This is a genomic window from Priestia sp. P1_B12_1 (genome assembly GCF_056406695.1).
Genome location: NZ_JBFTZR010000001.1, coordinates 170,076 through 194,224, shown reverse-complemented (window position 1 = coordinate 194,224; position 24,149 = coordinate 170,076). Strand labels below are relative to the sequence as shown.

The 24,149-nt window shown below is 38.2% G+C and carries 23 protein-coding genes and 1 riboswitch; of the genes, 17 read left to right on the top strand and 6 right to left on the bottom strand.

Annotation, left to right across the window (positions count from 1 at the left end; all coding sequences use genetic code 11):
- Position 1: 1 nt before the first annotated feature.
- Positions 2-1,366 carry a hemolysin family protein gene (locus AC1D0Y_RS01055; RefSeq protein WP_028410931.1) on the top strand — a complete coding sequence of 455 codons (1,365 nt, stop codon included), beginning with the start codon at positions 2-4 and terminating at the stop codon, positions 1,364-1,366.
- 138 nt (positions 1,367-1,504) lie between these two features.
- Positions 1,505-2,128 (top strand): SafA/ExsA family spore coat assembly protein, encoded by a 624-nt coding sequence (gene safA, locus AC1D0Y_RS01050; protein ID WP_074677042.1) that lies wholly within the window; start codon positions 1,505-1,507, stop codon positions 2,126-2,128.
- A 40-nt stretch (positions 2,129-2,168) separates the two neighbouring features.
- On the opposite strand, the gene AC1D0Y_RS01045 is transcribed toward safA, so the two are convergent.
- The gene (locus AC1D0Y_RS01045; protein WP_025750169.1) at positions 2,169-3,275 is read right to left on the bottom strand and encodes a mechanosensitive ion channel family protein; all 1,107 of its coding nucleotides are present in this window, start codon (positions 3,273-3,275) and stop codon (positions 2,169-2,171) included.
- A gap of 291 nt (positions 3,276-3,566) precedes the next feature.
- Here AC1D0Y_RS01045 and AC1D0Y_RS01040 point away from each other — a divergent pair, with 291 nt between their 5' ends.
- Both AC1D0Y_RS01040 and AC1D0Y_RS01035 read left to right on the top strand, forming a co-directional pair.
- Positions 3,567-4,532, top strand: a complete 966-nt coding sequence (locus tag AC1D0Y_RS01040) for a bile acid:sodium symporter family protein (protein ID WP_098965836.1) — start codon at positions 3,567-3,569, stop codon at positions 4,530-4,532.
- A 142-nt stretch (positions 4,533-4,674) separates the two neighbouring features.
- Positions 4,675-5,127, top strand: coding sequence for a CBO0543 family protein (locus AC1D0Y_RS01035; RefSeq protein WP_028410934.1), 453 nt, complete (start codon positions 4,675-4,677; stop codon positions 5,125-5,127).
- Positions 5,128-5,190: 63 nt separating this feature from the next.
- Here AC1D0Y_RS01035 and AC1D0Y_RS01030 read toward each other — a convergent pair whose 3' ends face one another.
- Complete coding sequence (locus tag AC1D0Y_RS01030; protein ID WP_060747121.1) at positions 5,191-6,624, bottom strand: alanine/glycine:cation symporter family protein; 1,434 nt, start codon at positions 6,622-6,624, stop codon at positions 5,191-5,193.
- A gap of 277 nt (positions 6,625-6,901) precedes the next feature.
- Positions 6,902-7,522: a LysE family translocator gene (locus AC1D0Y_RS01025; RefSeq protein WP_013058667.1), complete on the bottom strand. Its 621-nt coding sequence runs from the start codon at positions 7,520-7,522 to the stop codon at positions 6,902-6,904.
- Positions 7,523-7,743: 221 nt separating this feature from the next.
- Between AC1D0Y_RS01025 and AC1D0Y_RS01020 the strand changes: the two genes are divergently transcribed.
- From AC1D0Y_RS01020 to AC1D0Y_RS01005, 4 genes are all read left to right on the top strand, one after another.
- The gene (locus tag AC1D0Y_RS01020) at positions 7,744-8,226 is read left to right on the top strand and encodes a GNAT family N-acetyltransferase (protein WP_098526120.1); all 483 of its coding nucleotides are present in this window, start codon (positions 7,744-7,746) and stop codon (positions 8,224-8,226) included.
- Entirely contained in the window at positions 8,223-9,149 is a 927-nt protein-coding gene (locus AC1D0Y_RS01015) for a DMT family transporter (RefSeq protein WP_098433268.1), read from the top strand. Before AC1D0Y_RS01020 ends, AC1D0Y_RS01015 begins: the two co-directional genes overlap by 4 nt.
- A 24-nt stretch (positions 9,150-9,173) precedes the next feature.
- Complete coding sequence (locus AC1D0Y_RS01010; protein WP_334037223.1) at positions 9,174-10,112, top strand: MBL fold metallo-hydrolase; 939 nt, start codon at positions 9,174-9,176, stop codon at positions 10,110-10,112.
- Between the two features lie 202 nt (positions 10,113-10,314).
- Complete coding sequence (locus AC1D0Y_RS01005; protein WP_286127689.1) at positions 10,315-11,166, top strand: VOC family protein; 852 nt, start codon at positions 10,315-10,317, stop codon at positions 11,164-11,166.
- Between the two features lie 474 nt (positions 11,167-11,640).
- Here the strand turns inward: AC1D0Y_RS01005 and AC1D0Y_RS01000 are convergent, their stop codons facing one another.
- Positions 11,641-13,026 carry a protoporphyrinogen oxidase gene (locus tag AC1D0Y_RS01000; protein WP_477707301.1) on the bottom strand — a complete coding sequence of 462 codons (1,386 nt, stop codon included), beginning with the start codon at positions 13,024-13,026 and terminating at the stop codon, positions 11,641-11,643.
- Between the two features lie 221 nt (positions 13,027-13,247).
- On the opposite strand from AC1D0Y_RS01000, the gene AC1D0Y_RS00995 reads away from it, so the two are divergent.
- The 6 genes from AC1D0Y_RS00995 to AC1D0Y_RS00970 all read left to right on the top strand — a co-directional run bounded on the left by AC1D0Y_RS00995 (position 13,248) and on the right by AC1D0Y_RS00970 (position 18,955).
- The gene (locus tag AC1D0Y_RS00995; protein ID WP_060747126.1) at positions 13,248-14,573 is read left to right on the top strand and encodes a metallophosphoesterase; all 1,326 of its coding nucleotides are present in this window, start codon (positions 13,248-13,250) and stop codon (positions 14,571-14,573) included.
- A gap of 158 nt (positions 14,574-14,731) precedes the next feature.
- Positions 14,732-15,154 carry a GtrA family protein gene (locus tag AC1D0Y_RS00990; protein ID WP_060747127.1) on the top strand — a complete coding sequence of 141 codons (423 nt, stop codon included), beginning with the start codon at positions 14,732-14,734 and terminating at the stop codon, positions 15,152-15,154.
- 37 nt (positions 15,155-15,191) lie between these two features.
- Positions 15,192-16,877 (top strand): DUF6044 family protein, encoded by a 1,686-nt coding sequence (locus AC1D0Y_RS00985; protein ID WP_477707300.1) that lies wholly within the window; start codon positions 15,192-15,194, stop codon positions 16,875-16,877.
- A 12-nt stretch (positions 16,878-16,889) separates the two neighbouring features.
- Complete coding sequence (locus AC1D0Y_RS00980; protein ID WP_098965845.1) at positions 16,890-17,879, top strand: glycosyltransferase family 2 protein; 990 nt, start codon at positions 16,890-16,892, stop codon at positions 17,877-17,879.
- A gap of 108 nt (positions 17,880-17,987) precedes the next feature.
- Entirely contained in the window at positions 17,988-18,428 is a 441-nt protein-coding gene (locus AC1D0Y_RS00975; RefSeq protein ID WP_098331956.1) for a hypothetical protein, read from the top strand.
- Positions 18,429-18,508: 80 nt separating this feature from the next.
- Positions 18,509-18,955 (top strand): GNAT family N-acetyltransferase, encoded by a 447-nt coding sequence (locus AC1D0Y_RS00970; protein ID WP_098334035.1) that lies wholly within the window; start codon positions 18,509-18,511, stop codon positions 18,953-18,955.
- Positions 18,956-18,967: 12 nt separating this feature from the next.
- On the opposite strand, the gene AC1D0Y_RS00965 is transcribed toward AC1D0Y_RS00970, so the two are convergent.
- The gene (locus AC1D0Y_RS00965) at positions 18,968-19,264 is read right to left on the bottom strand and encodes a hypothetical protein (RefSeq protein WP_028410946.1); all 297 of its coding nucleotides are present in this window, start codon (positions 19,262-19,264) and stop codon (positions 18,968-18,970) included.
- A 121-nt stretch (positions 19,265-19,385) separates the two neighbouring features.
- Positions 19,386-19,487, top strand: a riboswitch (SAM riboswitch).
- Positions 19,488-19,556: 69 nt separating this feature from the next.
- Here AC1D0Y_RS00965 and AC1D0Y_RS00960 point away from each other — a divergent pair.
- From AC1D0Y_RS00960 to alaP, 3 genes are all read left to right on the top strand, one after another.
- Entirely contained in the window at positions 19,557-19,895 is a 339-nt protein-coding gene (locus tag AC1D0Y_RS00960) for a hypothetical protein (protein ID WP_028410947.1), read from the top strand.
- 100 nt (positions 19,896-19,995) lie between these two features.
- A complete protein-coding gene (locus AC1D0Y_RS00955; protein WP_081085322.1) occupies positions 19,996-20,154 on the top strand; it encodes a DUF1540 domain-containing protein in 159 nt (52 codons plus the stop codon).
- A gap of 316 nt (positions 20,155-20,470) precedes the next feature.
- Complete coding sequence (gene alaP / locus AC1D0Y_RS00950) at positions 20,471-21,874, top strand: alanine permease AlaP (RefSeq protein WP_025750149.1); 1,404 nt, start codon at positions 20,471-20,473, stop codon at positions 21,872-21,874.
- Positions 21,875-21,944: 70 nt separating this feature from the next.
- Here the strand turns inward: alaP and AC1D0Y_RS00945 are convergent, their stop codons facing one another.
- Positions 21,945-24,038 carry a TerD family protein gene (locus tag AC1D0Y_RS00945; RefSeq protein ID WP_477707299.1) on the bottom strand — a complete coding sequence of 698 codons (2,094 nt, stop codon included), beginning with the start codon at positions 24,036-24,038 and terminating at the stop codon, positions 21,945-21,947.
- Positions 24,039-24,149: the final 111 nt, after the last annotated feature.

Sequence of the window (24,149 nt, the reverse complement as noted above, 5' to 3'; positions counted from 1 at the left end):
ATTGGACATATTTAACTTGATTTTACTAGCGGTACTGATTGCATTAACTGCTTTTTTCGTTGCTACCGAGTTTGCGATTATTCGCGTGAGGAGTTCCAAAGTGGATCAGCTTATAGCAGAAGGGAGCAGCAATGCAAAAGCTGCGAAGCAAGTTATTTCAAATTTAGATGAATACTTATCTGCGTGTCAGCTTGGTATTACGATTACTGCGCTGGGAATTGGTTGGTTAGGAGAGCCTACACTTTCGCATCTCCTCTCCCCATTACTTGATCAACTAGGGATAAGCGGAGCTTTAACAAAAGTACTATCTGTTGCGATTTCTTTTGCGGTTGTTACATTTATAAATGTTGTGGTCGGAGAGCTTGCTCCGAAAACATTTGCAATTCAAAAAGCAGAGAAAGTCACTTTATTATTTGTTCGTCCGCTTATACTCTTTTATAAAGTAACCTATCCTTTCATTTGGCTATTAAACAGTTCTTCTCGTTTAATAACAGGGTTATTTGGTCTAAAGCCTGCTTCAGAAAATGAGCTTGCACACAGTGAAGAAGAGCTTCGCATCTTGTTATCAGAAAGCTATAAAAGCGGTGAAATCAATCAATCGGAGTTTAAATATGTAAGTAAAATTTTTGACTTTGATGATCGCGTTGCCAAGGAGATTATGGTGCCGCGTACGGAAGTCGTTTCGATTGACCAGGAAGATACGGTCGAATACATCCTTGAGATGGTCCAAGAAGAACGGTTTACCCGCTATCCGGTCATCGATGGAGATAAAGACCATATTATTGGAATGGTCAATATGAAAGAGATTTTAACCGAGATTGTCATGAACAACAGCAAGGAAAAAATAGATTTAAAACAGTATATCCGTCCTGTTATTGAAGTAATTGAATCGATTCCTATTCATGATTTATTGCTTAAGATGCAGCGTGAACGCATCCATATGGCTATTTTAATTGATGAATACGGTGGAACAGCAGGGATTGTAACAGTAGAGGATATTTTAGAGGAAATTGTCGGTGAAATTCGTGATGAATTTGATGCGGATGAACTTCCATTAATTCAGAAAGTCAAACCGGATCATTATATTGTAGATGGAAAATTACTGGTAAGTGAGCTTAACGAGCTACTTGGCACAACAATTGATGATACGGATGTTGATACAATTGGAGGCTGGGTCTTGACGGAAAAATATGACGTCAAGCAAGGAGAAAGCCTTAGCTTTGATCAGTATGACTTTACCGTTACAAAAATGGAAGGCCATCACATTCAATATATTGATGTGATCAAAAAACGTCAGGTGCATCAAAGCACAGATGAAGCGGTTAATGTGGCGGACATGAACCAGTCACAGGCTTTATCTTCATAATAAGAAGGCGCATTGCGAAAGAGCAGTGCGTCTTTTTGTTATAGAAAAGTGTGCGGAGAAGATGACAAAGTCATATGATGGAACTATGGGATAATATTACCGCTATGAATCTTGAAATCAATTTGCTTTAATAAAAGTATGAAAACTCTATCAAAACTTTTATTAGTAACATTGTTGTCTGTCACTCTAGCTTTTGGTCTTAATAACACTGCGCAAGCAGCAACCGTACATACCGTTCAATCGGGAGATACGATGTGGAAAATAGCAGTAAAATATCAGGTTGGCGTTTCCGAGCTGATTGAAGCGAATTCTGCTATTAAAAATCCTAATTCAATCTACCCGGGACAAAAAATTACCATACCAACAGATAAAGCAGGAAGTTCATACGAAGAGCAAGTGGTTCAGCTAGTGAATCAAGAACGCGCTAAAGTAGGGCTTAAGCCTTTAAAATCTAATTGGGAAGTAGCTCGCGTTGCTCGCTATAAATCGCAGGATATGATTGATAAAAACTATTTCAGTCATACATCGCCTACATATGGAAGTCCGTTCGACATGATGAAGAAATTTGGTATTACATACAGTACAGCAGGTGAAAATATCGCTGCTGGACAAGCAACTCCAAAAGAAGTGGTTAACGCATGGATGAATAGCGAAGGTCACCGTAAAAACATACTATCGAGTCAATTTACCGAAATCGGAGTAGGTTACGCTAAAGGCGGAAGCTACGGCCATTACTGGACTCAAATGTTCATTTCAAACTAAAAAAGAAAGGAAAAAAAGCTGACTACTAAGTCAGCTTTTTTTAGCTTCGAGCACTTTCTAGAAATTCTTTTGGATTGCCAGAAAGCTTTCCGTCCTGCTCAACGATGAGTGTGCGCGTAGGGAAAGCAAATTCTACGCCTTCTTCTTCAAGAATGTCCATAATTTCGAAGTTTATATTTTCTTTTACATCTAAATAATCAGCAAAAACGGTTGTATTTGTAAAGAAATACAGATAGATATTTAGACTAGATTCATAGAAGCCGTCAAAATTTACAAGAATCGTTTCATTGTGAATTTCTTCGTGTTCAGTCAGCATCTTTTTAATTCTTGCCACTACGGTTTCTAACTTTTCTTTTGGTGTATTATAATTCAAATTTAAATGAAAGGCAATTTGACGTTTCCCCATTTTAGCCCAGTTAATAATAGGTTCATTAGAAAGAGTAGCATTTGGAACCGTTACGACTGCTTGAGCGAACGTTCGAACTTTGGTGCTTCGAAACGTAATATCTTCTACAACGCCTTCAACACTAGGTGTTTTAATCCAATCTCCAATGGTAAAAGGCTTTTCGGTAATAATTACAATTCCGCCGAATAAATTACTAACGGTGTCTTTTGCGGCTAGGGCAAAAGCAAGACCACCTAATCCAAGACCCGCTACAAAGCCGTTTACGTTAAAACCCCATTCTTCTGCGATGATGGAGATAGAAAGCATAACCACAACGATGCGGATGAACTTTTCAATAAAAGGAATAATGATTCGATCCACTTGGATATCAAAATTTTTGGCAAACGTTGCAAAAAATAAATTGGTAGAAGCAGCTAAATTATACAAGCCCCATCCTGCAAGGCCAACAGAAGCTGAACGAACTAAATGTCTTTCCGTGTCGGCTGTTAAAACATCAAAGGGAAGATAGGGAAGAGCAAGCTTGAAACCAATAATCACAAAAATCCAGCGCAGCGGCTTTTCAAAAGCTTCTAAAACGCTCGTAATTAAATTGATTTTTTTATTTTTGACAAAACCAATAATAAACTTAAACAAATAAGTCGTGAAAAGCTTGCGAAGAATTAAAAAGATCAAAAAGATCCCAATCGCAATCACGATTTTTTTCCAATCATCTAACGATGACAGAGACTTCAAAAAATCCATACAATCCTCCTAGTTACCAAAACTGTGCTACAGTCCATTTATATCCGTCAATTGAAAGCATTTCTATGTAGAGTGTTCTTTACCCTAAATTCATGCTTTTTAAAAGCTTCTTCCCTATTAAAATAGCACAAAAATACCTGTAAATCTATTTAAGTGATAATTATGAATATATCTCTTTTTAGTAAAAGAGACAGGCAATAGTCTGAAAATAAGTTGTATAATAAATAGGTGATATTATAAACGTTAATTTATCTTATTATTTATTTAAAACGTGCGTTGGAGGGAGAAGCTTTGTTAAGTCAATTAAATAGAATGCTAGAAAAATTGATGCCGTTTATTACGCCTGTCAGCTTGCTCATAGGAGTTCTTATCGGTTCGTCCTTAAGTCAGTATACCTTCTTAATTCCATGGCTTTTCGCATTAATGACGTTTGCCGGAAGTTTGAATTCAAACTTTCACCAGTTAAATGCCACGATACACCGTCCATTTCCAATCATTATGGCCCTGTTTGTTTTACATATTTTTATGCCAGCGTGGGCTTGGAGCGTTGGCCAAGTGATTTTTCCACATGATGTATTTACAAGCACGGGTCTTTTGCTAGCAGCGATTATTCCAACAGGAGTGACTAGTTTTATATGGGTCTCGATTTACAAAGGAAGCATTCCTCTTGCGCTATCCATTATTTTAATTGATACTCTTTTAGCCCCGCTTATCGTTCCTTATACGCTTTTATTGGTGGTTGGAGACACCGTGCATTTGGAAGCGCTAAAGTTAGTCAAAGATTTATGTTTTATGATTGTCCTTCCATCTTTGTTAGGCATGTGCTTAAATCAATATACAAAAGGAACAATTAAGCAGACATTAGGACCAAAGCTGGCACCTGTTTCGAAAATAGGGCTAAGTGTGATGGTTATGATAAATGGGGGAGTGATTGCACCTTATTTAAAACATATTGATAAAAAACTGCTGTTTATTATCGTGATCGTCTTTTTAATGAGTTCAGCTGGTTATTTCTTCAGCTGGATGATTGGCAAATGGCTAAGATGGGACCGAGCAAAAGTTGTGACGCTTACGTTTTGTGGAGGCATGAGAAATATTAGCGCCGGAGCCGTGTTAGCCGTATCTTATTTTCCAGCTCCCGTTGCTGTACCGGTTGTGCTGGGAATGTTATTTCAGCAGGTATTAGCTGCTTTATCGGGGCGTTTAGTTCAAAACTATTACGAGAAAAAAGATGCTGAATTTGTTTCATCAAAATGAAGAAGCAAGAGACGAACCTAAAGTAAGCACTCTGTTTTAATGATAGGAGATAAGGGGCTTGTACGCTTGCTGCGTTCAAGGTAACGAGATGATTAGAAAAAGGAACGGTGTGGCATACTAGAAACAAAAAGGTCGGATATTTTTGCTTATCAATATAGCGCTGGCGTTTGTTTTACCTTGGATTTTTGGAACACTCTATTTACATCCTAAAAATCGTCGTTTACTGCCTTTAGTAGGAACTGCTTTTTGCGTTTTAGCAATCGTTATTAATGAATTAGGGAGCTATTATGGTTTTTGGAAACTCCGCACTTCTTTAGAAAATGAAGCATTAGAAGCGCTGCCTTTTAATTTAGGCGTCTATCCTGTATTGGCCAGCTATATGATTTTTTTAATCCAGCGAATTGGAAAGCCTCATTTTTTTGTTTTTCTTATTGCGCTGTTTACAACATTTTTGGAAGGAACGTATGTGCATATGGAAAGAGTTACATACGGAAACGGATGGAATCTCGGCTGGACATTTTTTTCCTACTGGATTCCGTACGGCGTGATTTATTTATACTATAGGTATTTGGTTAGTCTTAGACTGCTTCACTAGAAGAAAGAGAAAGAAGTAAATTTGCACAATAAAAAAAGCCGTGAATATTCACGGCTTTTTTTATTAGATCGCTTCTTTCGAGCTAGATTTATCTTTTGAATGATCCCATGCATCAATATTATCAAGTCCAGAAATGCTGTCTTGGTAGAAGACAGGGTCTTTTCCAGCTTTCTTTTGGGCAAGATAATCTTTCAGTGCTGCAAAAGAAATTTTCGAGAGCAAGAGAATCGCGATTAAGTTAACCACTACCATCAAGCCCATAAACAGGTCTGCTAAATCCCATACAAGCTGAATTTGAGAAATAGAACCGAACACAATCATTGCAAGTACAGCAACACGATAAGTCATCAGCCAAGCTTTATTTGTGTTCAAGAACTCAATATTTGTTTCTCCGTAGTAGTAGTTACCAATTAATGTACTAAAAGCAAATAGGAAAATCATAATTGCAAGAGCACCTGTTGCCCAAGAACCAATGTGAGTGCTTAAAGCAGCTTGTGTTAACTCAATACCGCTTAAATTTTTATTTGTATAAGTACCTGAAAGCAAAATGATAAAGGCAGTACTACTACAAATAATAAGCGTATCTGTTAATACACCAAATGCTTGAATCAACCCTTGTTTTACCGGGTGGCTTGTTGTTGCAGCTGCGGCTGCATTCGGCGCACTACCCATACCCGCTTCGTTTGAGAATAATCCGCGTTTAATTCCTTGCATAAGAGCTGCTCCAAGAGAACCGCCGGCAATTTGATCGAAACCAAATGCATTTTTAACGATTAACGCAATAAGAGAAGGCATTTCTTGAATGTTCATGATAATAATGAAAAGTGCTACTGCAATATAGGCAACAGCTAGTACCACAACAATGTATTCTGACATTTTTGCAATACGCTTAACTCCGCCAAAAATAATGGCAGCGAAAGCCACTGTCATAATAATTCCTAACACTAAACGATTTGTTCCGAACGCATTTTCAAACGCAAGAGTAATCGTGTTTGATTGTACAGCATTAAAAATTAAGCCGAATGATAAAGTGATTAAGACAGCAAACAGTCCGCCCATCCAGCGCTTCTTTAACCCTTTTTCCATATAGTAAGCCGGTCCGCCTCGGAAGCCGCCGTCTTTGTCTTTTACTTTGTATATTTGTGCTAATGTACTTTCGATAAATGCTGAAGCTGAACCGATAACGGCAAGCACCCACATCCAAAATACAGCACCAGGTCCCCCTAAAGCGATCGCAATCGCAATACCTGTAATGTTCCCCGTACCAACGCGGGCTGCCATACTGATACAAAACGCTTGGAATGGCGAAATTCCGTCTTTAGAAGAGCTATCCGCACCTTCTTTTAATACACGAACCATTTCTTTTAATAACCGAATTTGTAAAAACTTTGACCTGAATGTAAAAAACAAACCAAATGCAATCAGCATCGCAATCAGTAAGTAGGACCAAAGAAATTCGTTGATTGAACTAACAAAACCTTGAACTACTTCTTGCATAGTTTCACCTCTTCATGAATTATAGTAGAATAATAATAAAAAACGTGAATTTATAGAATTTTCCCTCTATTTAGATAGATCTCCCTATTTCCCCGCTGTTTTTCTTCATTATCCTTGTCGAATCTTGTTGCTAAATCTGAACCTTATATATATATAAAATAATAATTTTGGTCTTTTGTCAACTAACCTCACATGGAAAAATAGGGTGATATGACAAATGAAGCGGGTATGAAAAGGCGATAACAGCAGGGATGAAAGAAATTTCAGTTTGTTTTACTTAATTGTTGCTAGAAAATAAAAGTTTTAGGCCAAGTACGCCAAAAACCGTTCCTTTTACATATTTTAATGTGTGCTGAAAGATACGGCTTTTTTTGACTTTTTTCCCAAGGCCAGAAGCAAATAGCGCAATAAGTGAAAAGATGATGAGCGTTTCGGCGATAAAGATGATACCAAACAAAATCATTTGCAAACTTACATGTCCAAGAGACGAATTAACAAACTGCGGTAAGAACGTAATGAAGAAAATAGCTACTTTTGGATTGGTTAAGTTGCTAACAAATCCTTTTCTAAAGTGATGGTGCTGCTGAACGTTTTCTGTTAATTCCAACGGACCGCTTTTCTCGCGAAACGATTGGTAGGCTAAAAACAGCAGGTACAGAACACCTACAACCTTTAGAATCGTAAAGGCAATAATTGATTTTTGAAAGATAATTGATAGCCCCACTGCGGCTAAAAGAGTATGTACAAATGTTCCCGTAATAGATCCTAATACGGTTTTGATGCCTGCTTTGACGCCTGAAGCAATACTTTGTGTCATTACGAAAATCATGTCTTGTCCTGGTATTAAGACAATGATAAGTGACACGGCTATGTAAGGTATAAGCCAAGAAAATGTCATGATGATTCCCTCCCAACAGAATTTTAACCATTTCGACAAAAAGTTCTCAAGAGTGTGTGCTAATGAATTAATAGATTAATGGAGTAAAGTTAAGAAGGTGTAAAAGCGTAAAAAGAGGTTATTCTCCTTAATAAAAATCAATAAAAGGTGTAGGAAAAAAATAGGTGGTGTTGTATAATAATTCGATATACTTAATTTTTATAGAAAGAGGGTAAAAATTTATGAAGTACTGTTTAGCACAGCCGGAGGACGCTGCTACAGTTCACGATCTTATGCTACAAGCCTTCTCCGTCTATCGCGATTCTGTCCCACCATCTAGTGCTCTTGATGAAACAATCGAATCTATTATGCAATCGTTAAAGTACGAAAAAGAAGCTGTCATTTTATACGTCGAAAATAAGCCGGTAGCGATGGCGCGTTTTACGCTAGAAGAAACGAGCTTATATTTTTACCGGTTGTCTGTTATTCCTGCTTTTCAAGGAAAAGGAATGGCTAAACAGCTTATTCAATGGTTAGAGATATATGCCAAAGAGTGTGGCAAGGAAAGTTTATCATGCAAGGTGAGAATGAGCGTTTCTCGTAATATAGCTTTGTATGAATCAATCGGCTTTTACATAGAGGAAAAAGAAATCGTACATAGAGACGGAGTGAATATTCCCGTAGTAAATATGAAAAAAGAGATTTTAAAAGGAGTCATGGCATGAATAAATCAACTCTTCCTTTACCGCCTCCTGTCTTTCTTTTAATCGGTGTATTAGCCGTTTCTTTTTCTTCTATTTTAATTAAATGGTCGGACGCGCCTGCTTCTATTTTAGGAATGTATAGACTGCTGTTTACGGTCCTTTTATTTTTACCGTTTTTACCATGGAGGAAAATGAAAATTCTTTTTAAAAACAGCACGGTAAAAGAATGGCTAATGCTAGCTGTATCAGGCGTGTTTTTAGGGCTTCACTTTCTGTTTTGGATGGAGTCTTTTTCACATACAACAGTTGCTAGTGCTATGATTTTGACTGCGCTTGAGCCGGTCTTCGTAGTGATAGGAGCTTATTTTTTATTTAAAGAAAAAACAAGCAAAGTAGGAATCATCAGCATTTTAATTGCTGTTAGCGGCTCGGTAATTATTGCATCGGGAGATATCGGAGTATCTAAAACGGCTCTTTACGGAGACTTACTTTCTATTTTAGGTACAGTAGCTGTTTCTGTTCATATGCTTGCGGGGCAAGAATTATGCAGGAAAATGCCTTCAATCATCTATAGCTTCGCCGTTTTTTTAATCGGTGGCCTGGTTCTATTTGTCTACAATATTTGTACAAACGTATCGCTGACTCATTATGACCCAAAAGATTGGTGGATTTTTTTGCTTTTAGCGCTTATTCCTAATATTTTTGGTCATGCCTTATTTAACTGGCTGTTAAAGTACGTAGGTGCTACGACAATTTCAATGGCTATTTTAGGAGAGCCAATTGGTGCCATCATTCTCGCTTATTTCTTGCTTGGAGAAATGACAACTGTTTCTCAGCTAGTCGGAGGGATGATTGTGATGATTAGTGTGATGATCTTCTTAAAGTACAAAGCAGAAGAGCCAGAAAAAGTCATGGCTCTTCAAGAAAAGTCCAATATCAGCTAATTGGATAGGCAAGCAGCACCGAGTATGATACAGTTTATTTATCATTATTTACCATTTGATAAAGAGGCTTTTATTAAACTACATAAAGCGGGTGTAAATATGCTGAAAAAACTAACGGACCATGTTTATTACTTTCCTCATTCTCAAGAAACGGATCGGCCGGTGCTCGGGCTTATATGCGGGGAGAAGTATAGTTTCATCGTAGATGCCGGGAATTCTCCTGGTCATGCATCATTATTTTTAGAAGAAGTTGGAAAAATGGGCGTCCCTCCAATCAAAGGAGTAGCTATTACGCATTGGCACTGGGATCATACATTTGGCATTCATGCCATGAACAAGTATACAATCAGCCATCATCTAACGAAGAAAAAGCTGGCTTATTTAAAGACACTGCGCTGGGACGATGATGCCTTGGATAAACGTGTTCGGGAAGGTGAAGAAATCGAATTTTGCCGGGACATGATCAAGAAAGAAATGCCTAGTCGAGAGACGTTAATTTTACAGGAGCCGGACGTAACGTTTCATCATCATATGGAAGTTGACCTAGGTGGAATCACTTGTTGCATTCAGCATATTGGGGGAGTACACGCGCAGGACTCGTCCATTGTCTACATACCCCAAGAAAAAGTCCTGTTTTTAGGTGATTGTCTATGTCCAGATTTTTATAGCGGTGACTGGAGTTATGATAAAGAAGACTTTGAGCGGATTCAAAGAGAGCTTAAAAAATATGATGCGCAGTATTATCTCTCATCTCATTTTGACCCTGAAACTCCTGAGGAACTTTGGCGAGATTTAAACCAATTGAGTGCGATTGGAGAAATTGTAGGAAATGAAGTAAATTTAGAAAAAGCATGTTTTCAGTTTGAATGTGAAACGTATAAAAAACCAACAAATGAGCAAAAAGAGAGAATACAGTATTTTGTTAATGGAAATGTCAAACGCAAAAGCAGAGAACTGTTTTGATAGTTTATGCCTAATGATAAATAAGCCCACCTGTTCATACTATGTTATGAGCAGGCGGGCTTATTCAATTGGTTGTGCAGTGATATAAGTTTTAAGTTATGATAGTAAAATAAATAACTTGACGAAATAAAGTTATAAAAATATAATAAGTTACATAAAGTAAGTTGATTAAAAAATGATATATTCAAAAGGAGAAATAATCATGAACTTTCACCGTGCCCCTCATGTATTTGTTGGGAAAGTAAATTTAAAAGTAGAAAATTTAGAGCGTTCACTTGCTTTTTATCAGCAAATAATCGGGTTTAAACTTTTAGGGAGAAAAGAGAACAAAGCTCTGTTAACAGCTGATGGACGCACGGCGCTGTTATCGATTGAACAGCCGGAAAACGTTACAGCAAAACAGCCTCGTACAACAGGCTTATATCATTTTGCTCTATTGTTGCCCACTCGTTCTGATTTAGGAAGTATACTGCAGCATTTGTTAAATAGCGGTTATCCGCTTCAAGGGGCGTCTGATCATCTAGTGAGCGAAGCGCTGTACTTGGCAGATCCAGATGGAAACGGCATAGAGATTTATCGAGATCGTCCGTCAAGTACATGGGAATGGAATAACAGTGAAGTAGTAATGGCTACAAAACCTTTAGATGCAGAAGCGATATTAGCTGAAGGAAACGGTAAACCATGGACAGGATTACCTTCTGCTACCTTAATGGGACATATTCATCTTCACGTTTCTGAATTAGAGCAAACGGAAAACTTTTATCGAAATGGATTAGGTTTTGAGGTTGTGAGCAATTACCATAATCAAGCATTGTTTATTTCAACTGGGCGCTATCATCATCACATCGGACTAAACGTTTGGAATGGAATTGGAGCGCCTAGTCCTCTTGAAAGCAGCGTTGGTTTAGCGTCATTTACACTTGTTTTTCCAGCTGAAGAAGAAAGGGAGCAGGCAATAAATAAGCTTCGTGAAATCGGAGCAGCTGTGTCTAAAGAAAACCAAGATTTCATCACAAAAGATCCATCAGGCAATATAATTAGATTAGTCCTTTAACATAAAAGCTGCCGCAATTGGCAGCTTTTATTTATCGCAATGTTCGTCAAAATAGGAAAGAAATGTACACTTTTTTCTCAAATAGTAAGATGATAATGGCGAAAACGGTGTTATTTTCAGGGAAATAAACGAAGAGTCTTACGTTTAAAAAAGTTTGTAAACAAGCGGGCGTGGGAATAAAATACATATCAAGCATCATTTCTTATCGTTATTGAATTTTTATATAAAGTCTTTTCATATAAAACCTTGAAAGAAGGGAGCGGAAACCTGTGAGATATAAAGTGAAACATTGGCTTAGATTAACTTCAGACGAGCGCTATCTTGTATTGTTTGCTACTGCTGCTTTGCAAAAAGAAAAGCGATAAAAGAGTTGTTAATAGTAAGGAAAGTAGCTTTATATGCTAACGAAAAGGTAATAAAAGGCCTGAAAATAATATATTTATTTTCAGGCCTTTTATTGTTTTCAAACCTTTTTTAAGTCAACTGTTGTGAGATAGCTTCAGCCGTTTGTTTGCCGTTTGTTATACACGCTGCAATGCCTACTCCATAGTAAGAACAGCCAGCTAATGTAATAGCGGGGTGCTTGTCATGGAATTTTTGAGTCAAGCTGCGTACAAGTTCACCGTGTTTAAGGTGATAGGTAGGCATCAACTTATCCCAATTGGTTACGTCGCTTTCAATAGGCTCCTCTTTGATTCCTAAGCTGTTTTCAATGTCCTTTTGTGCCACTGCTAGCAGCTCTTCTTTTGACATCGTCCGCAGGCTGTCAAAGTGGTGACTCGTACTTTTATAAAACAGGCGAACTAACAAATTCCCTCGCTTAGAAGTGTGAGCCCATTTTTTGCTCGTCCACGTGCAGGCATTGGCGATTAAGTTGCTTGATTGAGAGGCAATAAACCCGGTGCCTTCAGTGGGAAGGTATTCGTCTGGAACGTCATAGCCGATGTATACGCTAATGAGAGAAGAATCTTTTAACTGCTCAAAGTCTTCGTTTAATTCGGGATCGTTCAACAGGTGCTGAGCAGCCGTGTGCGGTGTAGCTAACACCACATAATCTGCTGAATAGGCTTGCCCCGGCGTACTGATTTGGTAACGTTCACCGTTCCGTTTTATGCTGGTGGTTGGCGTATCTTTTAAAATTGTTACATCAGAAAGCTCTTCTTCTAAGCGGTGAATAATCGTTGATAAACCTTGTTTAAACGAAATGAATTTTTTATTTCCTGCCGTTTTAAATTTTTTTTCATTGGCTCCCATTCCCTTGATGATGCTGCCGTACGTGTTTTTATAGTCGAGCAGATACGGGAGAGTCGAAGAAATCGTGAGTTTGTCTAAATCGCCAGAGTAGACGCCCGATAAAATAGGTGCAATTTGCTTTTCTACTAGCTCTTCTCCTAAAAAATGTTTTAAAAAGAGTCCAATTGAGCTGTCTTTCGTAAACGTTGTATTTTTAGTAATTAAGTCTTTTAAAGCTGTAATTTTAGCTTTTGAAGAAATCAGCTCGCTTTTAAAAAGAGATTCCACGCTTGTTGGAATACCGAACATGGTATCTTCAGGAATTGGAAGCAGCTCATTAGCAGAGTAAATAAACGATTTGCCCGTTTCGTTATAGACTAAATCGTTTGTTAAGTACAGCTCTTCTAGCAGGGGCATAACGTTTTCTTTTCGAGCTACAATAGAATCCGCCCCTGTTTCCATAATAAATTCCCCAGCTTCACGCGTATTGATTTTCCCTCCTAGATGGGCATGTTTCTCTAGTAATAATAACTTAAGCGGGAGATTACGTTCTCGTTTTAGTTTCTGCAAATAGTACAGAGTGGTTAAGCCCGTAATTCCTCCTCCAATAACAGCGACCGTTTTCAAAATATTCACTCCTACATTTTCAACAATTAGTCTGTAATATACGAAAATCATACCACTATGACTAGGAAAAGTGTAATGAATTGATTGTGAACATAGTGTGTGCAAACACGAAAAGAAATATTGAAACTATACGATTAGATATTTTGAAATTACATAAAATAAAAGCTCATACACGTAGAGAAAATGACTGAGACGCAGCAGTGAAGAAAGGAGGAAGCATCATGCTCGGCGGTTTTATGGAAACGCTGAAAAAAGACTGGCTCGCTTTAGTATTAATAAGTGTTCTTATATGCGGTATTACCTTAAACGTACGAGCCGAAGAGAAGAGCGGACGAAGCGGATACATCGAACCAAAGCTAGTTTTTCCTGTGATCAGTGATGTTCATATTAAGGAAACAGGAACGCTTGATTTGCGTACTTTTCAACATGCATTAACGCAGTTAAATGAACAGGCACCGAAACAAGATGCATTTGTAGTAGTAGGAGATTTGGCTGATACCGGCGCGTTAAAAGAATACGACCGCTTTTTTTCTATTTATAATCAAAATAAACAGCCGCAGGCCGTATCTCTTTTTACGATTGGTAATCATGAATACCGGGACAGTGTAACCAATCAGCAAGCGCAGCAGCGTTTTTTATCTAAAACCAAAATGAAAGCTCTTTATTTTCATCAAGTGATAAAAGGATATCATTTTATCATGCTTGGAACAGAAAGCCGTCTGACCGCCGGTGATTATTCAGTCAAACAAATTAACTGGCTTGCTGAACAGCTGAAGATAGCAAAGCGAGATGATCCTAAAAAACCGATTTTTGTCTTTATTCATCAGCCTATTAACAATACACTGTACGGGAAAAACAGATGGGGGATAGAAGTGAATGAACAGCTTCTTTACAATACGTTAAAACCTTATCCGCAAGTCATTACATTTTCTGGTCATACCCACCATCCGTTGGACGATCCTCGTACTATTTTTCAAAGAGATTTTACATCTCTTGCAACGTCTTCTGTTCGGTATATATGGCCTGGTGCCGGATATTTACAAGGTGAACTTCCTCCTGGCTACCGAGATGTGAGTCAAGGTCTTCTTGTAGAGGTTTATAATCGAAAAGTAGTCGTTAAAAGGCGGGATTTTCACGCAAATAAGTGGACGGGAGAAGCGTGGGAAATTAACATACCTGCAGATGCAAAAAAGTTTCACTACACGAATGAACGAGATTTAGTAAAACCGATTTTTCTTCCAAGCTCTACTATTTCTGTTATACAAGAAAAAGCTTCATCAAATCAGCTTTATATCCAGTTTACGCAAGCTGTGGATAATCTGATGGTTCACTCTTATCGCATTACCGTCAAAAATAAAGAAACTGGAGAAGTGGTCAAAACATATAATGCATTTTCTCAATATTACAGCGATCCTGTTCCGGATGTTCTAAGTCTTCCATTATCGGGTTTGGAGCCCCATACTGCGTATCAAATAGAAGTAGCGGCAGTGGATGCGTTTGACAATCAAAGCGACCAAAAATTAATCATTGAAGGCTCTACTAAATAGCTAAAAGAATCCCGATTTTTATTGATTCTTTTAGCTTTTTTTCATCTGTTTTTAATGTTATTTTCATTAGATTTTTAAGTGGAGTTGCTACACTGAAACTGTATTTAAAGTCATAATATGTAATTTTCATGAAAGTATTAAAATCAAAAGGAGTTTGTATGAAAGGATCTTTTGTACGTTTTTTAGTAGTAGGGCTGGTCAATACAGCAGTAGGTCTTTCCATTATGTATGTGCTGCTTCATATGTTTCATCACTACTGGGCAGCAACGTTTATCGGAAACGCAGCAGGAGCAGTCGTCAGCTACGTGTTAAATCGAATATTTACGTTTAAAAGCGGAGTTCATTTATCTACAAGCATACTGCGTTTTATTTTGGTTATTGGCGTTTGCTACGGCTTGTCTTACTATATTGGACTGCAGTTCTCCAGCTGGTTGTTGCATCAACTTCCTGCTGCTGTGCATCCGTTCAAAAAAGATGTCGGTATATTAATCGGAACAGGTCTGTATACGCTTTTAAATTATACGGGTCAAAAATACTTTGTATTTAATGCAAAAAAAGAAGCAGTCGTTGTACACGATTAACTTTTAGTAATTATGAAATGGAAATAGGTGTTAACAGATGAAGAAAGAAACAGCTATGAATAAAGAAAAAACATTGCTTATTATCGCTTTCCTTTTACTGCTTGCGTATGTATCCCCTATGTTTTTGCTCGGGGAAAACTCACATATACGCGTGCATGACAATTTAGACTCAAATATTACGTGGTATAAAGTTCTGCATCGAAGCGGAGAGCTGTTTGGCTCCAGTCATGCCGTATTGCCTCAAATCATTAACGGATTGCCGAGGAATACGTTTGGAACAGAATTCAGCGGTATTCAGTGGCTGTATGGTTTGTTTCCTACCATGCTGGCGTACAGCCTCAGCCAAACGATTACGCGTGTATTTGCTTTAATTGGAATGTATTTATTATTAAAAAAGCACTTCATTAAAAGCGAGGATGCTTATGCGATTCGAGTGCTTGTATCACTTGCTTTTGCACTTACGCCTTTTTGGCCTTCGGGCATGCTGAGTACATTAGGACAGCCGCTGGCGCTGTGGGCATTTTTAACCATTCGAAACCGCGAAGGAACGTGGAAGGAATGGCTTACACTTTTACTGCTTCCGTTTTACTCGAGCTTTGTGCTAGGATTTTTCTTCTTTTTAGCGGCGATGGGGCTGCTATGGCTAAGAGATGCGGTGAAAAAACGAACGTGGAATATTCCTTTTTTAAACAGTATTGCAGCGATGACCGCTGTCTTTCTGCTCATTGAATACCGGCTTGTTGATTCTCTTTTATTTCCAGAGGCCCCGACGAGTCGAAATGAATTTTTAAGCTCTACTCTAAGCTTTGGACATTCCGTTCGCCTTGCTTTTAAGAACTACACGCTTGGGCATACGCATGTAATGACGCTTCATACTTTTGTCATTTTGCCGCTTTCTTTTATTGTACTGTGGATTGTTGCTCGGAATCAGAAAGGAAAGCTTGAAAAAACGTTTTTGCAGTTATTTATTCTTAATCTACTACTGTCGATTTGGTATGCGTTTTGGTTTTATAAAGGATGGGAGCCGCTAAAAGAAAAATATCAGCTTTTTAATACATTTAACTTTGCTAGATTTCATTTTTTACGCCCGCTCATTATTTATTTGATGTTTGCCGTTGGGGGCTATGTTTTATGGAAAAGGGGCAAGGCGTGGAAAAAGTTTGTGTGGGTGTGTTTGGTTTTACAGCTGCTTGTGTTGTTTATAGCGAATCCTGAACTTTATTATCGCTACAATCACGAGCCGTCAGTCAAAGAATTTTATGCTGTCCATCAATTCGATGAAATCAGCAGATATATAGGGAAACCTCAATCATCTTATCGGGTAGCAAGCATTGGGCTTCATCCATCAATTGCTCAGTATAACGGCTTTTATACGCTAGATACGTATAACAACTTCTATCCGTTAACGTATAAACATGAGTTTCGCAAAATCATTGCCAAAGAGCTTGATAAAAATAAAAAGTTAGAAAGTTACTATGATCACTGGGGCAACCGCTGCTATGTGTTTGTTAGCGAGCTAGGGAAAAAATATGATTACCGAAAAGACTCAACGAAAAAAATCCGTCATTTGCAGCTTAATATCAGCCAATTTAAAAAAATGGGCGGTCGCTATATCTTTTCAGCTGTGCCAATCGAAAATGCTGAAAGTGACGGTTTGCACTTTTTAAAAGCGTTTAACGATAAACAGTCCGCTTGGAAAGTGTATGTATATGAAGCAAAGTAAGGGGGCAATAACATGAACAGACCTATTTTAACAATTGTTGTTCCATGTTACAACGAAGAAGAAGTATTCACAGAAACATCTTTTCAATTAACTACTGTAATAAAAGAACTGATAAATGAACGTCTTGTATCAAGTGAAAGTACCATTTTATTTGTAGACGATGGAAGCAAAGACAGCACGTGGTCGCTTATTGAAAAAGAAAGCTGCAGCAATTTGTTTGTAAAAGGGTTAAAGCTAGCGCGGAATGTAGGACATCAAAATGCTTTGCTGGCAGGACTAGAAGCAGCCCATAAGCAATCTGACTGCGTCATTTCCATTGACGCAGATTTGCAAGATGATATCAGCGTTATTCGTACTTTTGTAGAGAAATATTGGCTCGGGTATGAAGTCGTATATGGTGTTCGAGACAGCAGAGAAACCGATACATTTTTTAAACGAACCACGGCAGTAGGGTTTTACCGTTTTATGAATAGGCTAGGAATTCAGCTCGTTCAAAATCACGCCGATTTTCGTCTCATGAGCAAACGTGCTCTTGGTGAACTTATGAAATATAAAGAAGGCAACGTCTTTTTACGAGGCCTTGTACCATTAGTAGGATTTCGCTCCACGGAAGTCACATATGACCGCAAAGAACGGACAGCGGGCGAATCAAAATATCCCCTAAAGAAAATGCTTGCTTTTGCATTCGACGGGATTACATCTTTTAGCGTAGCGCCGATACGCTTATTGACGCTGCTTGGAGGAGCTTCTTTTCTCTTTAGTATTGCGTTTGGTATTTATGCGCTGCTTCAAAAATATTTAGATCATACGCAAATCGGCTGGACGTCTCTTATTTTATCGATTTGGCTTGTAGGCGGCCTGCAGCTAATGGGAATGGGTCTTGTGGGAGAATATATTGGCAAGATTTTTAACGAAGTGAAACAGCGTCCTAAATATGCGATTGAAAGAGATTTATATACAAAACACTCATTAGACAAACAAAAAGATTTGCTTATGCATTAATTTAAGAAGCTTCTCCTAAATGGAGAGGCTTTTTTGTTAAAGCGTTTATCATAATTTTTAAGTGAACAGGAAATGCTACTACTAAAATTTCTAAGGAGATCAGAATCTATGAAAAGACTATTTTATACAGTCAGCACTTTTTGTTTTGTTTGGCTTGCTTTTGCAGCCATTCATGTCAGCGCTCTTTCGATTGAGAAGCTTCCAATGAAGAAATCATCTGAACAATGGTCGGTTGAACTCACAAAAGCGAGCATGACGGGAGATAATCAGCTAAAGTGGAAAAATAACGTCTATCATACATATGGATTAACCGTTGAAAACATTGGAAAAGACGTAGAGCGCGTGCAGGTCCAAGCTTTTCGGCACGAAGGAAAAAATAAGGCGAAATACAGCTTGTTTTCTCCTATTGAACGGTCTAACTTAAGCAAAAGCGGTCAGCGTTTTCGCTATGCGAATTTTGCAGTTCCTGGAAAAGCGGCAGGTTTAGACATTATGATTAACTGGACGGACGAACAAGGTAGTCATCAAGAGCATTTTGAATTTAAATAAAAGTCTTCGCTTAGGCGAAGACTTTTTTTGCAGGAATTTATCCTCGTATGTGGAAAACGAACACGAAAGGAGAGATCGTAATGATTGCAAAAGCTACTGAAGAAGAAATACAAGAAATTCGGAAAAAATCTGCTGATGCGCTGTTTGAAGGAACAATGAAGCAGTTTCATCCGTCAGCAGAGCGCGTAAATGAACTAGTTGGTAGTGCCCTTGAAAAAGGCTGTTATTATTTAGTTTCAAGACAAGAAAATAAACTCGCAGGCTGGGTTCTTATCGGCCCATCTGCCGACTTCTTTTCAAAAGAAGAAATTGGCTTTATCTACGAATTATATGTTGTACCGGAATACCGCGGGCAAGGTCTAGCCAAGCCATTAATGCAAAAAGCAATTGATGAATTGTCTATCAAAGGATACCCTGAAATCAGACTCAGCGTTCATGCTGGGAATTTTGCACAGCATGTGTATCGTGAACTTGGCTTTGTAGATAAACAAATATCAATGAGCTTCCAAGTGGCAAAACGTCCGTAACGTTGATGAATGTCAGCGAGTCCATAAAACATAAGATGTTATACATGCGATGAGGTTCGGTAATGAAAGTAAAAGTAAATAAGTAGCCCAAACGGAACCTTTATCTAGTACTTCAACGGCTCCTCCACCTGTATTGTCTGAGGAGGGGGGATCTTCAAGCGCGTTCATAATCAAAGCCGCCGCTGCTAAAATAATCCCTCCAATACTTCCGGTTGTTTTGACAATTGCAATATGGAAAGTAGATGAAAAAGCAATAGTAAGAAGCAGCAGCAGGCTTCCCAAAAAAGCAGATAACAGATATCGTTTCATGTGCTCACCATCCTTTATGAAAGCATACCATATTTTACTTCTTTTTTCTTTTTATTGAAAAGCTATTGACATAACCTACAAAACATATTAGAATAGTCAGAAATAATTTAAAAACGAAATATTCTTATCTAGAGAGGTGGAGGGACTGGCCCTTTGAAGCCTCAGCAACCACAATTATTGAATGGTGCTAATTCCAGCATAGCCTAGCTCTGACAGATAAGGAGAGGAATCTTTTTCTATGATGAAACCCTCTTCTTAGGAAGAAAAATTTCGTGTAGAAAAGGTGATGACATTGAACAATAGACAAACAGCGTTAAGCACTGATGATTATTTAGATCTATACTTATTAGCCAAAGAAATAAAAGACGAAACGTGGCAACAGGAAATTTTAGCTGCGCTAAAAACGCAGCAAAATCGTTCATTTGAAGACAAACAATCCGCCCTCGTTCAAGAGATATGGGAAGATTTTAAACAGTTAAATGAAGATATTTCTTTTACGTATCGCTTGATTCAAGAAGAGCCAACTAACGAACAATTTCAGGCTAAATTAAGCCGCTTGAGAGAACGGCGGATCACGCTGAGCCGTGAGTTATATTTAGCTAAAAAACAGTATGTTGAACACACGCAATAAAAAGATCCGCTTGAGAAACAAGCTGTTTTTTTGCGTGTGAATGTTAGAAGCGCCATATTTCGGGTAGTAAATAGATAAGACAAGCAAAGGAGGGATAACAGTGGCCCAAGGTGTATTATGTGAAGTGAATGAGTGCATGTATTGGAAATCGGGGAACAAATGCAGTGCAGAGTCCATTTACGTTGTGAGTCCTGAAAGTAGTCACCATGTTTCTGATATGGAAGAACCTGGCTGTAAAACTTTTGAACCCGCGAGATAAATGCTAGTTTTTATAAAAAAGCATAAAATGAACGATGCGCTGACGGAGTTGAGTCGGCGTTTTTCTATTTTTTGAAAATACTATTACTTAAGTGCAATAATAAATACATAGTAAAAAAGCAGTGCCTATGTCTAATTGTGCGTTTAAACAAAATGATAAGATAATTTTTTTGTTTTTCGACAAAAGAAAAGTGAGAGAAAGGTGATAAAATACAAATATACAGCCTAGCTGTCTTTTAGCACAAACTTATATGAAAGCGCTAACAAAAAGGCTGTGTTCATCTCGTTTTGACAGATTGGAAAAAGGGGAGACGTTTATGCAGGGGAAAACTCAGGGGAAAGAATTGAAACGCGGGTTAGAAGAAAGGCATGTGACGCTGATGTCCTTAGGAGCAGCCATAGGGGTAGGGCTGTTTCTTGGATCTGCATCTGCTATTAAATTAGCAGGGCCAGGAATATTATTGGCGTACGGATTTAGCGGAATGATTATGTTTTTTATTATGAGAGCACTTGGAGAAATGGCGATTCAAAAACCTGTTGCAGGTTCATTCAGCAAGTACGCACGCGACTATTTAGGGCCGCTTGCTGGTTATTTAACAGGTTGGAACTACTGGTTTTTATGGGTTGTAACATGTATGGCTGAAATTACAGCCGTTGGTATTTATATGGGATATTGGTATCCAGATGTACCAAACTGGATTTGGGCGTTATCGGCGCTTGTCATCATGACAACGGTTAACTTCTTAGCTGTTAAGGCATATGGTGAACTGGAATTTTGGTTTGCACTTATTAAAATTTTAGCGATTGTGTTAATGATTGCCGTTGGATTATTAATGATTGTGTTTGGAATCGGCAACGGCGGCGTTGCGACTGGTATTAAAAATTTGTGGGACAACGGCGGACTGTTCCCGAACGGATTCAAAGGTATTTTGCTGTCGCTGCAAATGGTCATGTTTGCGTATTTAGGAATTGAAATGATCGGCGTTACCGCGGGAGAAGTGAAAAATCCGGAAAAATCTCTAGCAAGAGCGATTGATTCTGTCTTTTGGCGTATTCTGATTTTCTACGTCGGTGCGTTATTTGTCATTATGTCGATTTATCCGTGGCAAGAGATTGGTTCACAGGGAAGCCCGTTTGTATTAACATTTGAAAAAATCGGCATTCCAGCGGCGGCTGGTATCATTAACTTTGTTGTACTAACAGCAGCTCTTTCTTCTTGTAACAGCGGTATTTTTAGTACAGGCCGTATGCTGTTTAACTTAGCAGAACACGGAGAAGCGCCAAAAGGATACGGCCAGCTTACAAAAGGCGGCGTACCGGGAAAAGCTGTTTTAGCATCAGCGGGTGCGCTATTAGTCGGAGTAGCGTTAAACTACATTGTGCCTGCCAAGGTATTTACGTGGGTAACAAGCATTGCAACATTCGGTGCGATTTGGACATGGGGAATTATTTTGCTTTCTCAAATTAAGTATCGCAAAACGTTAAAAACAGGTGAAGAGGCAAAGCTGAAATATAAAATGCCTTTATTTCCATTAACATCTTATGTGTCACTTGCATTCCTAGCGCTGGTGGTGGTTCTCATGGCATATAATCCAGATACAAGAATTGCAGTTGTCATCGGACCATTATGGTTTATCGGTCTTATTATCGCGTACTATGCAAAAGGATTCCACAAACGAAGTCAAGGTTCAGCTGGGACTGAGCAAAAGCTAGTGAAATAAAAGAAAAGACCTCTTTCTTGGAAAGAGGTCTTTTCTTTTATTTTATTTGTTCTTAATTTCCTATAAATAATTAGTTTAGGTAGGTTTCAATAATTGTTTCAATATCATAAGGAGTAATACCTTCATCAAGCGAATAAATAGTGTCAGCTTTTTGTTTGTCATAGACAAGTGTTCCTCTAGCTTGTGCGTGAAATGAAAAAAGATCATAAAGCGTTGGCTTCAAAAGCTTTGTCATGGCTTTTCCCATAAGAGAGACAGATCCATTGTTTTGTTCAAGATTATTTTGAAATTCAACATGATGATGCAGTGAAATATCCGTCCAGATTAATTTTCGCTCTTGTAAATCAAAAATTAAAGGGATGGAAATGGTGGAATCACTAGCAAGATCTACTTTATTTTGTACGGTAGAAGGTTCGAATATTTCGCCGGACTCTACGTGCTGTCTCATCATCCATCCTCCAAAGCATTCAGGGAGCATAACAAAAGGTTGAATGGAAAATGAATAAACGTTCATTAATACATAACGGCCGCCTTTTTTTAGAACAGTAGGGATATGCAAGTCAATAAATTCACATGCTCCCTTAGGGGCAGATGTAATATCTCCGCTGTGGAAAGCTTTGAAGCTTTTTGAAGATAAGTTTGTATAGGAAATATGCTCTTTATACAGCCAGTTTTCATCGTAAATTCCGGCAGATAAATCAATATCTACATTACCAGTGTGTTCACCATTTACAAAGCCTTCTTTCCACCAAATGAAAAAACGAAGCGTGTCGCCTTCAGGTATTGTTAATTTACTGCCGCGGCTAATCGTTTTTAACGTTTTACTGCTTGAACGCTGTGAAAATGGTATAGTTTGTTCATGCAAACGTTCATCAACCCATACATTTCCAAGAGGTGGCAGCTTGGCAAAACGGTCATGTAAAGCATCTTTGCATGCATTTATTACACCTTCACAAAGATCCTTACGAAGAGAAGGTAAGGGATTATCAAGCGCCATTACTTTGGACACATTCCCTTTAGGAAACACTACGCGCATATCTTGTTTATGATGTCGATGCTTCATATGAGAATAGAGCTGAAGCAGTACTGGCGTAGAGACATGATGAGCGACCGTTGCAAATGCTGTAATAATAGAAGCTGCTTCTTGTTCCCCAGTAGATAAGCGCAGTAAATGGTCAATTCGTCTAGCAAAGTCACCTGGACGTTTTTCTAAAAGTGAAACTGCTTTTGAGACGTCTTTTTGCTCGAGTGCTTTCTCTACTTTACTATAGAAGGTCAATGGTTTTTTATGATTTCGAACAGCATCGAATCCTTTAGCAGCGCGAGGAAATCGATGTTTGTATTCCCCAGGATGTAAAATTTCACCTAAACGAATCCACTTTACTTTATAGCGAAACATATCTTCTTCTATGTTTGAAGTGCTTTCTAGCAGCTGCAACAAGCTTCGACGCTCAAAACGACTAAACTTCTTAAATAAAGTGGGTGATGAAAGGCTAATATCTCCATCAGATAAAGCGGTTGCCAAACGTAAAACGTCTGTTGCTGTTTTAAAATAAGAAGACAAGACATCAATAGGTAGTTTTTTTGTTTTAATTAAAACTGAGCTAACAAATGCACCATTTTCTTTTTGAGGAATGACTTCTGGAAGTAGGTCTAATGCATGTAAATGGACAAGCGACCATTCAATGTCTGCTCGATCCGTTTGCGATAATGAGGTATTGGCACCAATTAATTGACTCATCATAAGGCCGAATTCTTCATCTGTTCCGAGGTCAATAATCCGCAAATCTGTAGTATCTAACAGTGGTAAAACATCTTGTTTTTCACTGTTTGGTAAAATCCCACTCAGATAGTGAACCACGGCATTTATGTATAGTTCTGCTTCCGACGCTTGCATGACTTCGTTTGGAAAGTTAGGATACATCGGTTTATATTTGACATGAGCGCCAACAAGTCTTTTTAAAGATAAGAGAAGCTGCTCATAAAAAGACATAAATTCGTAGAACGAAAGAGTGAGTAACCGATCAATTAAAGAAGCTGAAGCTGTAAATCCTAATGCCTCAATGTTTTTTAACATGGAAGCTACATAAGCAGGAGCTAATATATCTGATCCTTGATTTATAATTACTTTAGATTGTCTTCTTAAAAAAATATCGTTTTTCATTCAAACACCACCATGTATGATTTGCACAGAAAAAGCCAGGCGCTGTGCTTCCTGACTTTGAATATATGTATAGTTAGGTTAATGGATTGTTAATGGATTAAGGAAAGGGAT